This window comes from Proteus sp. PR00224 (genome assembly GCF_016238105.1).
GTDB lineage: Bacteria > Pseudomonadota > Gammaproteobacteria > Enterobacterales > Enterobacteriaceae > Proteus.
The window spans coordinates 706,192-719,894 of sequence record NZ_JAEHQU010000001.1 but is presented as its reverse complement, the minus strand read 5'-3'; the positions used below and the strand labels follow the sequence as shown (position 1 = coordinate 719,894).

Genomic DNA, 13,703 nt, shown 5'->3' with positions numbered 1-13,703 from the left:
TACTTTCACATCATCCGATATTAAATCTATTCAGGAAGAAGTGAATCAACGTACTGCGGAAATTAATCGTATTTCAGAACAGACTCAATTTAATGGCGTAAAAGTGTTAAGTGAAGACAGCACATTAAATTTACAAGTGGGGGCGCTTGATAAAGAACAAATCAGTGTTGATCTGAAAAAAACCGATGCCACTACATTGGGTATCGATAAATTAGATCTTTCTGTTAAACCAGAAAAATTACATAGTGGTTCTGCATCAACTTTCTCTGTTACTAATCAGGTAAAAAACCCAGTATCAAAAGATATTGATATTGATACTACATCGTTAAAAGCAAGTTTAGCAACAGGTGAGTCTTTAGAAGGTGTCTATTATGCAGTGGATGCAACTGGTAAAGAAGATAAAACTAAATTGGTAATTGAGATAAAAGATGCCAATGGTGATGTCAAAACTTTTGAAGCAACCCCAGATACATCAAAAGTCATTGATAGTAGTACTGGCGACTTTGTTCCTGGCGGTAAAGTGAGTTTAACTAAAGGTAATGAAGTTAAACCTAAAAACCCACCAACAATTAACGATGCACCATTAAAAGGATTAGATGATGCACTTTCTCAAGTCGATACTTTACGTAGTGCAATGGGTGCAGTACAAAACCGTTTAGATTCTACTATTACGAATTTGAGTAACACCGTTAGTAATCTAACTGCATCACGTAGCCGTATTCAAGATGCGGATTATGCAACAGAAGTGTCTAATATGAGCCGTGGTCAAATCCTACAACAAGCGGGTACTGCGGTATTGGCTCAAGCAAATCAAATGCCACAAAACGTATTATCACTGCTGCGTTAATTTCAATCTTAAATAATCCTCAAATAACACCCACTGCAAATTTTGTAGTGGGTGTTTTATCATCAAAACAATCGTTTTTTTAATTAATCATTTATGAGTATTTCAACTGACTCCCAAGAAGCTAAAATCGCACAAAATAAAATACTATGATTTATATGTTATTTTTTTATGAACAGAATGCACTTTCTATGAGCTGATTTCTTTTAATGAGAGAAAGTATCAATTTAATTAACGGTTTTTCTAAGGATTAGTCACTAATGTTTTAGGGTAAAGTAGTTCTCGTAATGCAATGACAAATTAATTTATCAATGAAAACCCGATTTTTACTGAAAATTTGGCATAGGTGAAAAAGAGGCGCTTTTGCTTCACTGTTCAGTCGATTGCTAAATTTATTTAGCCAGATAATGGTTTCCGGTCTTTTATCCAAAGGTGTCTTTTGTTGTGAGTGATTTGTATACCGCCGAAGGCGTGATGGACAAAAATAGCCTCTGGGAGCGATATGTCCCGTTGGTTCGCCATGAAGCATTACGATTACAGGTCAAGTTACCTGCGAGTGTTGAATTGGATGATCTTTTGCAAGCAGGTGGAATTGGGTTATTAAACGCGGTTGAGCGTTATGACTCAATGCAAGGCGCTGCCTTTACCACTTATGCTGTTCAACGTATCCGTGGCTCGATGTTAGATGAGCTACGCAGCCGCGACTGGGCGCCACGCAGTGTGCGCCGAAATGCAAGAGAAGTTACCCATTCTATTCATCAATTAGAGCAGGATCTAGGACGACCCCCATTAGAACAGGAAGTTGCTGATCATTTGCAGATTGAGTTAGCAGAATACCGGCAGATCCTATTGGATACGAATAACAGCCAATTGTTCTCTTATGACGAATGGCATGAAATTTACGGTGAAAGCTGTGAACCGTCTCAAGACGAAGATCATGATGACAATCCATTACAGATGTTATTAGAAAGTGATATTCGCCAAAGAGTCATAGACGCGATAGAATTGCTTCCCGAAAGGGAAAAAATGGTTCTTACACTGTATTATCAGGAAGAACTTAATTTGAAAGAAATAGGCGCAGTGCTTAATGTCGGGGAATCCCGCGTGAGCCAGCTACACAGCCAAGCCATAAAAAGGCTGCGAGCACGCTTAAACCCAGAGAAATAGAAGTTTTGCTTATTTTTGTTTTTGTTTATTAAGACTACAACACAGGGCTTTATCTCTTATGTCTGTTTCAACACAAAAGAAACGGCCGCTAAGCCGTTACATTAAAGACTATAAACACAGCCAGACTCATTGTCTACATTGCCACAAGGCGCTTGATCGGATCTCTCTCGTATTCAATCGCCAAGTCATCAATAAAGAAGCCATTTCTGAAATGACAGATTTAGTTGATGATGAAACGTGGGAAACGTTACAAGAGAAGTTTTCTGCGCTATGTCGTTTCTGTAGTGAGATTTACTGTAATAGTGAAACTGACTACTTTGACATTATGTCTTTTAAGCAGTATTTGTTTGAACAAACGGAGATGAGCCACAGTACTGTTCGTGAGTATGTGGTTCGTTTACGTCGGCTCGATGAATTACTGACTTCAACTAATTTTCCGCGTCAAGAATTTACGACAGAGAAAATTCAGTCAGACCTGAGTAAAAAGCTCACTCCCTCTGCATTTAGTAACTACAACATTGCGCTACGTAAGTATGAGCAATATCTCGATTGGTGCCAAGAGCCACCATCGATGAGTAGCAGTCACTAATTGCGCTCAAGAGAGACCTTAAAAGGAGTAGCCTAGCCTACTCCTTTTTCTTTTGTCGCTGATAATCACACTTTATTTACCTTTCTGCTTTTCCTCTTATCTTAAAAAAGTCTTTTATTTATCCTTTAATAAGGATATTTGCACTGATAACCTATTTTTAGATAAAAAAAAGCGCCCACAGTGGGGCGCAAGTTTCAGGTATTCATAAAGATATAATTAAATCAACTTCTAGGTTGACTTGGGCGTAAGTATATTTACGAAACTAACTCGTCGCGAATAATAAATATAAAAAGAGTGAGAGTAGTCACAGCATTCAAAAAAATAATATTTTGGGCTATCTCTTTAGAAAAAATGGAGTAACAAAAGAAAAAACCACCTTTAAGAAAACAAACTTTAAAGGTGGTCTCAAAGATAAGGAGAGAAAGAGAGGGGGTAATTAACTAATCGTCATCAAGCTTGCATTGCCTCCAGCTGCGGCTGTATTAATACTGAGGGCTCGCTCGTGTAATAAACGTTCTAACAGTAAATTTGTCTCATCTCTAGCGAATCCTTGTACTGAAATGATAGCACCTTTACGTTGCGCTATTTTCTGGCAAATTTCTTTAAGTTGATCGCAATCACCATGATAAATAACGGCGTTAATTTTAACTGAATCATCATCCCATTTATCAATAAGAGTGATAGATTTCCTAACGTCATCCGGTAATTCACGATATGTTTTTTGCGAGAATGCACTGTTAACCACAATGGCATGACAGCCTGAAGCTAATACTCCTGCTATTTGGCTAAAGCCATCTTTTTCGTTATCTGCAATGCAAAGTACGTTGCCACAAGGAACTAACTGATAAGTATTACGTTCACCAGTCGGACCTGGTAATACACGCAATGTACCAGCCTGAGAGGCAGTAGCGTAATCTTCTAATGCAGCATAATACGTTTTTTCAACTTTGTTCACTAACCATGCCATAAAGTTATGATAGGTTTGTAACAAACCATTACGCATTGAAGTATCAAGAGGGAGATAAGCATCTTGGCGCGATAAAGTTTGTGTTGTCGCATTTTCAGGGCGTTTAGATAATAAGCGATATAAATAAGCAGGCCCGCCCGCTTTAGGCCCCGTACCTGATAATCCTTCACCACCAAAAGGCTGAACACCTACCACAGCACCTACCATATTTCGGTTTACATATAAGTTTCCTACTTTTGCATGAGTAGCAATATACGCAATAGTTTCATCAATACGAGTATGAACTCCCATAGTTAAACCATAACCTGTGGAATTAATCTCATTTAATAAAGTAGGCAAATCTTGACTTGCGTAGCGAACAACATGTAAAACAGGACCAAAGATCTCTTTTTTCAGTGAACTGACTTTATCTAACTCAATTAAAGTCGGTTGAACAAAAGTACTATTGCTCTCGATGTGTTTCGGCAAACTATTATGAGTCGCTTGATAAACAGAATGTCCTTCAGTGCGCATCGCTTGGATATGGCGGTCAATACCTATTTTTGCTTCTTTATCAATAACTGGACCAATGTCGGTTGATAAAAGACTTGGGTCGCCAATATTTGCTTGAGCCATCGCACCTTTAAGCATTTCAATTGTGTGATCAGCAACTTCTTCTTGAATACATAAAATACGCAATGCTGAGCAGCGTTGACCCGCACTATCGTAAGCGGAGGCCATTACATCGGTTACCACTTGCTCAGTGAGTGCCGAAGAATCAACAATCATGGCATTTAAGCCGCCAGTTTCGGCTATTAAAGGAACTGGACGACCTTCACTATCTAATCTACCCGCTAGTGTTTTTTGTAAAATATGAGCAACAGCGGTGGAGCCAGTAAACATCACACCACGAACACGTTCATCAGCAACTAAATGTGCGCCAATCGTTTCGCCTTGCCCTGGTAATAGTTGTAATGCAGCGCGAGGAATACCTGCTTGATGAAATAACGCAATTGCTTTAGCGGCAATTAGCGGAGTTTGCTCAGCAGGTTTGGCTAATACGGTATTTCCTGCCGCTAATGCCGCCGCAATTTGTCCACTGAATATTGCTAATGGGAAATTCCAAGGGCTAATACAAACCACAGGGCCTAAAGGTCGATGGGTATTGTTATCAAAGTCTTTTTCAACCTGAGCGGCATAATAATAGAGAAAATCTATTGCTTCTCGTACTTCAGCTATCGCATTGTTATACGTTTTGCCAGCTTCTCGAACGAGGATCCCCATTAATGAGCCCATTTGTTGTTCCATTAACTGAGCCGCGCGAATTAAAAACGCAGCGCGTTCTGCTGGTGGTGTTGCAAACCAAATCTCACCATTTTCTTGAGCTATCGTTAAGGCAAAATCAGCTTCAGCTTGCGTTGCTTCGCGGACAGTTCCTACAATATCGGCATGATTTGCTGGGTTTAGTACTGATTGAGATATTAATGATGTTTCTGGTTGACTAAATTCACCACCAAGTATTGGCTCACAGTGCATTTTTTCTGTTGCTGAGGTTAACAAGGCACTAGAGAGAGATGCCAAGCGGTGTTCATTCGACATATCAATGCCTTGAGAGTTTTTACGCTCATCACCATAAAGCTTATCAGGCAGTGGAATTTTAGGATGAGAAAGTCCAACGTGACCTTCTGTTTGAGCCATTTTATTGACTTCTTTAACAGGGTCGGCGACCAGTTCATCTAACGAAATTGTGGTATCAGCAATACGGTTAACAAATGAAGTATTAGCGCCATTTTCTAATAAACGACGCACTAAATAAGCCAATAACGTTTCATGAGTACCAACGGGGGCATAAATACGGCAAGGACGACCTAATTTACCTTCAGCTATCTTACCTACAACCTGAGCATAGAGAGGTTCGCCCATACCATGTAAACATTGAAATTCATATTGACCCGGATAATAGTTTTGCCCAGCTAAATGGTAGATTGCAGAAAGAGTATGCGCATTATGAGTTGCGAACTGTGGATAAATAAAATTAGGTGAAGACAGTAATTTCTTTGCGCAAGCAAGATAAGAAACGTCGGTATACACTTTGCGGGTATAGACAGGATAATCTTCAAGCCCATCAATTTGAGCACGTTTAATTTCACTATCCCAATATGCGCCTTTTACTAAACGGATCATTAAGCGACGACGACTACGTTGTGCTAAATCAATCACATAATCAATGACTAAGGGACAACGTTTTTGGTAGGCCTGAATAACAAAACCAATACCATTCCAACCGGCTAATTCTGGCTCAAAACAGAGTTTTTCAAGTAAATCGAGTGAAATCTCAAGTCTATCTGCTTCTTCTGCATCAATATTAATACCAATATCGTATTGCTTTGCTTGTAATGTTAATGAGAGCAGGCGAGGGTAAAGTTCAGACATAACACGTTCATATTGCGCACGGCTATAACGAGGATGTAATGCTGAAAGCTTGATAGATATTCCTGGGCCTTCATAAATACCTCTGCCATTAGAGGCTTTACCAATGGCGTGAATTGCTTGTTGGTAAGAGACTAAATAATCTTGGGCATCTTTTTCAGTTAAAGCGGCTTCACCTAACATGTCATAAGAATAGCTAAATCCTTTTTCTTCTAATTTACGCGCATTAGCAAGAGCCTGAGAAATTGTTTCTCCGGTCACAAATTGTTCACCCATCAAGCGCATCGCCATATCAACGCCTTTGCGGACTAATGGCTCGCCACTTTTGGTGAGAATGCGATTTAAAGAGTTAGACAGTTTTTCTTCATTATGTGTAGAAACTAATTTACCTGTGAATAATAAGCCCCATGTAGCCGCATTCACAAACATAGACTGGCTTTGGCCTACGTGTGAACGCCAATTTCCGTGGCTAATTTTGTCACGAATAAGTGCATCACGCGTGGCTTTATCTGGAATACGCAATAAAGCTTCTGCTAAACACATTAGGGCAACACCTTCTTGTGAAGAAAGTGAGAATTCTTGTAATAGACCTTGAACTAACCCTGAGCGTCCAACACCATTTTTTTGTTTACGTAATTTTTCGGCAATGGAATAGGCTAATTTATGCGTTGCTTGTGCCTCATGTTCAGGTAAGGTCGCTTGTTGTAAGAGCATCGGTACTGCTTGTATTTCAGGGGTGCGATAAGCAGAAGTAATTGCTGAGCGTAAAACTGATTGAGGATGAATATGTTCAGCAAACTCCAAGAAAGGCTGATAATGAGCGGTTGGTGTTTCAATGCTTTCATCAATATCTTGCTCTGTAAATGTTGAGTCACCAAGATTAACCTGATTATTTTCAACTTGTTCTAGATAATTGAAAATAGCCTGTTTAATTAACCAATGCGATGTTCTATCTAGTTTCTGTGCAGCTTCTTTTAATCTATTGCGGGTTTCTTCATCAAGTCTAACACCCATTGTTGTGCTACTCATGCAGTGCTCCTCATATTCTATTTCTAATTCACAAGTACAGTTACCCGTTATTTTTATTAATATCATTCATGTTGCAACTTTGTGCAACATTGTTAACAATTTATTTATAAATAATGTGAAAGTAGTCAGGTTTTGTGGGTGATTAAAAGTGATCTAATTTATTTTCTCTATATATTTATATATAAATCAATAAATTATATTTATTTTGTTGATGTTTATATTTATAATACACCTTCGAATTAAGACAAATAGTGTGAAGTCATATACAAAATTTAAACATTTAAACGTTAATTTCTTGTTAAATGCAGTTAACCTATTCTAGGATTGATGTGAATGCTTTATCTGTTGCTGTAAGAAATTATTTTAATTAAAAACTGAAAAGATCATTAATGCGCAACGAAGTGCAACGTTCCTGTACAAGTCAAAAGCATACCGATGATCGGAAACAGATTTATGGAGAACTGCAATTATGGCTTTAACTTCGCCAATGCTAATTACATTTACGATCTATATCTTGGGTATGCTTTTTATTGGCTACCTTGCTTATCGTTCAACAAAAAACTTTGATGATTATATTCTTGGCGGTCGGCGATTAGGCAGTGTAGTCACTGCGTTGTCAGCGGGTGCTTCAGATATGAGTGGTTGGTTATTAATGGGATTACCTGGCGTGGTGTTTTTCGCTGGTATTTCAGAAAGTTGGATAGCTATTGGACTCTGTTTAGGCGCGTGGCTAAACTGGCGTTTAGTTGCAGGGCGTTTACGTTTGCAAACTGAAAAAAATAATAATGCATTAACGTTGCCCGATTATTTGACATCGCGTTTTGATGATAAAAGCAAAATGCTACGTATCATTTCAGCGTTAGTTATTCTTACCTTCTTTACTATCTATTGTGCATCAGGCGTGGTTGCTGGTGGAATGCTGTTTGAGTCTACGTTTCATATTCCTTATCACGAAGCGATGATTTATGGTGCGCTTGCAACTATCGCATATACCTTTTTAGGTGGCTTTCTTGCTGTAAGTTGGACAGATACCGTTCAAGCGACTTTAATGATTTTTGCTCTGATCCTGACACCTATTATTGTTATTTTCTCAGTGGGCGGCATTGATACTTCTGTTGCTATCATTAAAGCAAAAGATCCATCTTATTTGGATATGTTCAAAGGGCTTGATTTTATCGCGATTGTTTCGTTATTAGCATGGGGATTGGGCTATTTTGGGCAACCTCATATTCTTGCACGTTTTATGGCGGCTGATTCTAATCAAACTATTCGTAAAGCACGCCGTATTGGTATGACGTGGATGATCCTCTGTTTAGGTGGCACGGTTGCGGTTGGATTCTTTGGTATTGCTTACTTTGAAATGAATCCAGCACAAGCTGGCGCTGTAACAGCTAAAAATGAACGTATTTTTATGGAGCTGGCTTCACTGCTCTTTAATCCATGGATTGCTGGTATTCTGTTGTCTGCAATTCTAGCTGCGGTAATGAGTACATTAAGCTGTCAATTATTAGTCTGTGCAAGTGCGTTAACTGAAGATTTATACAAGCCATTTATTCGTAAAAGTGCGAGCCAAAAAGAGCTAGTTTGGGTAGGGCGTGGCATGGTGTTATTAGTTGCGATAATCGCAATCTTCTTAGCGCGTGATCCAAACAATAAGGTGCTTGATTTAGTGAGTAACGCGTGGGCTGGTTTTGGTGCCGCTTTTGGCCCTGTGATCCTCATTTCTGTAATGTGGAAACGTATGACTCGTAATGGTGCATTTGCTGGAATGTTGATTGGTGCTTTAACCGTGTTAGTGTGGATGCAATATAAATGGTTTGGGTTATATGAAATAATTCCTGGTTTTATCTTTGCCTCTATCGCTATCGTTGTCATCAGTTTAATGGGTAAAGAGCCGAGTAAAGAAAACCAACAACGTTTTGATGAAGCTGAAACTCAATATCGTAATACATAATAAAATATAGAAAATTAGAACAATAAAAGGCCACTTTATTTAATAAGGTGGCCTTTGTTATGTAAATTCATTATAAATTTAAAAGAGAGTATAATTTATAATACTAGTAACTTACTCATAATATTCAAATTTATTATATACAATTGCTGTGCTGGTATCGATTATTGTGTCATCTTTTCTAACTTCACTTACCATATTCCATGTTAAGCAATTATTATATTTATCCCATTCTTGGCAAGTACTATCATACTCTCTTATATCGTCATACAAACTCGTAAATATTTGCGTTTGATGTAAGATTTTATCATCTTCACCATAATTAAATTCTAACATTACTTCATTATTATCAATTGCTTTTAAGAGGCGGCCTTTATTATCATAAGAATAATATATTGTACTTCCTTGATTTTCAGCACTAGATTCAATAATTGTTTCTGATGCAATCTTATTGCCATCATAAACAATTTTTGAAAAATCGGTTCCTATGAGTGTTCCATCTCCATCATAGAAATGAGAAGTTTTATTTATTAGTTGGTTCTGACTATTTTTACCATATATTTCATTCAGATAGAGAGTATAGATCTTGTGTAAGCTCTTTAGCTGGTATTTATATTTGATATTATAAGGTGTTGACATTCTTACAAGATTTGTTTCGATTCGCTCATGAATATATTCTTGCGTAGAAGAATCAAATTTAGTAAGAGAGCCACATTCATCAAATTGTATTTCACCTTTATAGGCTTTAAATCGACCGTTTTCAGGTAATGTACTAGTGATGCTGATTGATTTTATAGGCCCATAATAAAACTCTAACAGAGTGGGCATATTATTAGACTGGTTCACCTGTTTTTGTAGAACTTTACAAGATGTTGATGTCGCAAATACTGGGAGTGAAATAAAAAGTGTGTATAGAGAAAAAATAAAAAGAAGTGATAATTTCATATAATGCGTCATCTTAAATTTTATTAAAAGAGAACATGCTATAAAGCATATTCATCATTAATTGATTTAAGTAGTTTTACACAAATTGTTTTTTAATGAAAGTATCACGAAGAAGTATCTAACCATAGATAAGAAGATATGTAATAAATATAAAAACCAGTCTATTTTTGATAGTCTGATTTTTATATTATTAACTTAAATTTGATACAAAAATATAATGTAAATATTATTCGTAGTAAATAAACTCGTTATGAAGCATGGCTTTACTGAAATTAATCACTTCATCATTAAATTTAATCGTACTTTCAAGTTCCTCTTTTGAACAATTAGCAAATTTGTCCCATTCAAGGCAAGTAGTGATAAAGGCTTTATCTTCTCCATTAACGCCTTTGATATAGTTTGATTGAGTAACGACTTTTCCTTTTGGATCATACTGATACTCTACATTTATTTTACCGTCTTCTATTACGGATTGTAGTTTTCCTTGAGGATTATAGATGTACTCTGTTGTGATAGTCTCAGTTGTAGGATCAGACGATTTACTCGTTTCTTTAATAATGCGCCCATCTTTATAGTCGAATTGGCTGGTGATTGTATCCAGTAAAGCGCCATCATTTGCATAATATTGAATTATTTTTTTGTTGAACCGGTTCTGTCCATCTTTATGATAGGTTTCTTGCATGTAGATAGAGTGTGAGCCATAGGCATTTTTTATCTGAAATTGATATCTGATAACAGAAGGATTATTAGGTAATGTTCTTATTAAATTAGTTTCTACATTACCTTCAAAGTACTCTTGCATTGATGTGCTATCTTTCAATAACTTTCCACATTCATCAAAGTAAATTTCACCTTTTAGTGCTTTAAAACGCCCGTCATGGGGTATAGAGCTTGTCATCGTGACTGATTTAACAGGGCCGTTGTAAGAACTGAGCAATATAATATTGCTATTAGCAATATTGGTTTGTTTTTCAATATCAGTACATTGAGTCGACGTAGCGATTGCTGGCAATGAGGATACCGCATAAAGGGAAAGAGAGATAAGGAGTTGTTGTAATTTCATAAGACCGTCCATGTATATATTTGTCATATTTCAAGCTACAGCGCTACTCGTCATACTTCAAGCTACAGCGTTGTTGCCTATGTTCATTCACACTAGTCACATACTTATGTATGCTCCTAGTGACTCATTCACTTGTCGCCTAGCTGTAACTTGAATTATTTAGAGTATTTGTTTGCATATATTCAAGTTGTTGCAAATTATTTAGCGTATAAGTAGTACATAAAATATAGGTCTAGTATAGATAAAATCCTATATAATTAAACAATACATAAAGGTAAGAAAAATATTTTGGTACGATCAGAATTGTTTTTTTGGGACATGAATATGTTAAACGCATTTTCTTTTATGACTGATACGGCAACTCTGGCCATTTTTGATTTACAAGCGATCCGGCATAGAAAATCAGATACAGCAGATTGGTGGAGCATACCTGATGATGAGTTAAATGAAATGAACAAAGGTAATATCGCATTTATTGGTTTGGGTAATGATGGTTTTTACACTATTAACCTATGCGATAAAATTGAAGATCCAGATGTAAAAATAAACATACATTGTCCATCAGGTGAAATTTTTATTGGTGCAGGAGAGGATACAACTGGCGGTAATTTAGAGCCAGATGATCCACAATATCGTGCAGGAGAGATTATTTTTCTTCCAGTAGGATATTATGATGTATCATTAAAAAAGGTAAATAGCCTACTTTTTATTTCTATCATTTACAGTAAAGTGAAAATAAATAAATTTGAGAGTGTTTTACGTTTATATTAAAGGAATATATAAATGGTAACATAAAGGTATAATAACAATTTAAAAATACTATTATTTAAAGCGCCATTCCTGTACTTTATTAATAAGTTAATAAATGTAGATTAAAAAAACATGGTTATGTTAAGTACAATATAACGAATACGGTAATTATAAATAAAGTTAATCAATTAACTACATCTTAATTAATTAATTAATTAATTAATATGGTTTAAATTTCACTAAAAGAAAAAATAATATTTCAATAATAAAATAAAAAATGGGAAAGGTTTTATTAAATTTAATTAATAAATTTATTGTTCTTATTTTATTAAAAATGACAAATATCAATTTGAACTTGATTAATATAATTTTTAATATTAATCCTAATAAAATTAATAAATTTTTTACCAAAAATACGTAATAGTCATATTTAGATTATAAGAATATACTTAAAATCGAAAAATGTATACGTATTAACATCTATGCTCGGCGAATTTAGTTGCATTTTATGAGTAAATAAGCTGATAATTATACATACTTAAATATTAGTACGTAATAAACATGAAATAAGGTTATTAATAAACTTATTTCATGTTCGCCTTTTTATATTACCAATACAATAAACTAGTCTTATTTTGATATATTACCGGAGAGTTTTATTATGAATAAAATACTTCTTGCTACTGTTATAGCAGGTGTTTTTTCTTCTACCGCTTTTGCAGCTTCTGATAATACCATTCGTTTCCAAGGTGAAGTTTCTGATGAAACTTGTACTGTAACTGTTAATGGTAATTCTGCACTTCCTGTTGTTTTATTACCTACTGTTCCTGTTACAGCATTAGACACAGCAGGTAAAACTGCAGGACAAACACCATTTACTATCGCAGTGAGTGGTTGTACTGGGTCTAAACCAACAGATACAAATATTAAAACCATTTTTATTGCTAATAATCTGACAACAGAAGGTCGTATTGGTAATACAGCAGCAAATAACAATGTTAGCTTAGAAATTATTGATCCTGCGAAAACAGGTACCAAAATTGATTTAACTGGTGTAGGTAACGAAGGTTTAGTATTAAAAGCAAACGAAAAATCAGCATCTTATGATTATGCTGTACGTTATTATGCCGATGATGTTGCAACAGCAGGTAAAGTAGAAGGTAGTGTGCAGTACTCTATCTCTTATCAATAATGCTTATATGTCTCCTTTATATAAAGGAGACATTTTTCTATTTATATAAGAGGAAGATAAGTAATGAAAAAAATAATAATGCTAATTGCCGTATTTTTCTTAAGTTATAGCACAGCATCATATTCTAGTGTCACTATGCTAAAAACACGTATTGTTTATTCATCGGATTCACGCTTTGAAGTTTTAAAGTTTATGAATAACGATGAAATTCCCTACATTATGCAAATATGGGCGGATAAAAATAATCCTAATTCGACCCCAGATAATGCAGATGCGCCTTTTGTTATTCAACCCCCCGTGTTTCGTATCGACCCTAAAACAGGGAGAGACGCACGATTAATTTATACTGGTGAAGGTTTACCACAAGATAAAGAATCTATTTTCTATTTAAACGTAGCACAGATCCCACCTAAAGATTTGAATAAAGATATAAAAGAAGGAAATAGCTTTACGGTTATTGTGCATCATCGATTAAAAATATTTTATCGCCCAACAGCGATTGTCTCGCAGCTAAATAATATCGAGAAACAAATATCTTTCTCAAAAGAAAGTAATGGCAATATAAAAGTTAAAAATGATTCACCTTTCTTTGTGTCATTTGCACAACTTGAGGCCACTAATGCTTCGGGACAAAAATTTATATTTAAATCAACTATGGTTTCTCCGTTATCAACGGAGATATTAGTCGCTGAAAATGGCGGAAAGCTTTCATTTTTACCCGATAAAATGACCTATAAATACCTTAATGATCTAGGTGGACAAAATAGCATGACAGATTTAATTCATTAATAAAAATG

Annotated in this window: 10 protein-coding genes; 7 read left to right on the top strand and 3 right to left on the bottom strand. The window is 35.8% G+C overall.

Features of this window, described 5'->3' with window-relative positions:
- Positions 1–40 precede the first annotated feature (40 nt).
- The 3 genes from JEP71_RS17690 (at position 41) to fliZ (ending at position 2,600) form a co-directional block, all read left to right on the top strand.
- Complete coding sequence (locus JEP71_RS17690; RefSeq protein ID WP_442958803.1) at positions 41–847, top strand: flagellin; 807 nt, start codon at positions 41–43, stop codon at positions 845–847.
- 441 nt (positions 848–1,288) lie between these two features.
- Positions 1,289–2,011: an RNA polymerase sigma factor FliA gene (locus JEP71_RS03310; RefSeq protein ID WP_036912728.1), complete on the top strand. Its 723-nt coding sequence runs from the start codon at positions 1,289–1,291 to the stop codon at positions 2,009–2,011.
- A gap of 58 nt (positions 2,012–2,069) precedes the next feature.
- Positions 2,070–2,600 carry a flagella biosynthesis regulatory protein FliZ gene (fliZ, locus tag JEP71_RS03305; protein ID WP_088495242.1) on the top strand — a complete coding sequence of 177 codons (531 nt, stop codon included), beginning with the start codon at positions 2,070–2,072 and terminating at the stop codon, positions 2,598–2,600.
- A 436-nt stretch (positions 2,601–3,036) separates the two neighbouring features.
- Here fliZ and putA read toward each other — a convergent pair whose 3' ends face one another.
- Positions 3,037–7,005, bottom strand: a complete 3,969-nt coding sequence (gene putA / locus JEP71_RS03300; RefSeq protein WP_198625742.1) for a trifunctional transcriptional regulator/proline dehydrogenase/L-glutamate gamma-semialdehyde dehydrogenase — start codon at positions 7,003–7,005, stop codon at positions 3,037–3,039.
- Positions 7,006–7,474: 469 nt separating this feature from the next.
- On the opposite strand from putA, the gene putP reads away from it, so the two are divergent.
- The gene (putP, locus tag JEP71_RS03295) at positions 7,475–8,959 is read left to right on the top strand and encodes a sodium/proline symporter PutP (protein ID WP_109374192.1); all 1,485 of its coding nucleotides are present in this window, start codon (positions 7,475–7,477) and stop codon (positions 8,957–8,959) included.
- 111 nt (positions 8,960–9,070) lie between these two features.
- Here the strand turns inward: putP and JEP71_RS03290 are convergent, their stop codons facing one another.
- Positions 9,071–9,901, bottom strand: coding sequence for a hypothetical protein (locus tag JEP71_RS03290; RefSeq protein ID WP_198625741.1), 831 nt, complete (start codon positions 9,899–9,901; stop codon positions 9,071–9,073).
- Positions 9,902–10,127: 226 nt separating this feature from the next.
- Positions 10,128–10,976: a hypothetical protein gene (locus JEP71_RS03285; protein WP_198625740.1), complete on the bottom strand. Its 849-nt coding sequence runs from the start codon at positions 10,974–10,976 to the stop codon at positions 10,128–10,130.
- 312 nt (positions 10,977–11,288) lie between these two features.
- On the opposite strand from JEP71_RS03285, the gene JEP71_RS03280 reads away from it, so the two are divergent.
- From JEP71_RS03280 to JEP71_RS03270, 3 genes are all read left to right on the top strand, one after another.
- Positions 11,289–11,735, top strand: a complete 447-nt coding sequence (locus JEP71_RS03280) for a DUF6386 family protein (protein WP_232797464.1) — start codon at positions 11,289–11,291, stop codon at positions 11,733–11,735.
- Between the two features lie 640 nt (positions 11,736–12,375).
- Complete coding sequence (locus tag JEP71_RS03275) at positions 12,376–12,906, top strand: fimbrial protein (RefSeq protein WP_198621004.1); 531 nt, start codon at positions 12,376–12,378, stop codon at positions 12,904–12,906.
- A gap of 63 nt (positions 12,907–12,969) precedes the next feature.
- On the top strand, positions 12,970–13,695 hold the full coding sequence (locus tag JEP71_RS03270) for a fimbrial biogenesis chaperone (protein ID WP_198625739.1): 726 nt from the start codon (positions 12,970–12,972) through the stop codon (positions 13,693–13,695).
- Positions 13,696–13,703 lie beyond the last annotated feature (8 nt).

Excerpts from the sequence above, each read along its gene's own strand:
- fliZ (WP_088495242.1), top strand. The coding sequence starts at position 2,070 with ATGTCTGTTTCAACACAAAAGAAACGGCCGCTAAGCCGTTACATTAAA.
- putA (WP_198625742.1), bottom strand. The coding sequence starts at position 7,005 with ATGAGTAGCACAACAATGGGTGTTAGACTTGATGAAGAAACCCGCAAT.
- putP (WP_109374192.1), top strand. The coding sequence starts at position 7,475 with ATGGCTTTAACTTCGCCAATGCTAATTACATTTACGATCTATATCTTG.
- JEP71_RS03290 (WP_198625741.1), bottom strand. The coding sequence starts at position 9,901 with ATGAAATTATCACTTCTTTTTATTTTTTCTCTATACACACTTTTTATT.
- JEP71_RS03285 (WP_198625740.1), bottom strand. The coding sequence starts at position 10,976 with ATGGACGGTCTTATGAAATTACAACAACTCCTTATCTCTCTTTCCCTT.
- JEP71_RS03280 (WP_232797464.1), top strand. The coding sequence starts at position 11,289 with ATGTTAAACGCATTTTCTTTTATGACTGATACGGCAACTCTGGCCATT.
- JEP71_RS03275 (WP_198621004.1), top strand. The coding sequence starts at position 12,376 with ATGAATAAAATACTTCTTGCTACTGTTATAGCAGGTGTTTTTTCTTCT.
- JEP71_RS03270 (WP_198625739.1), top strand. The coding sequence starts at position 12,970 with ATGAAAAAAATAATAATGCTAATTGCCGTATTTTTCTTAAGTTATAGC.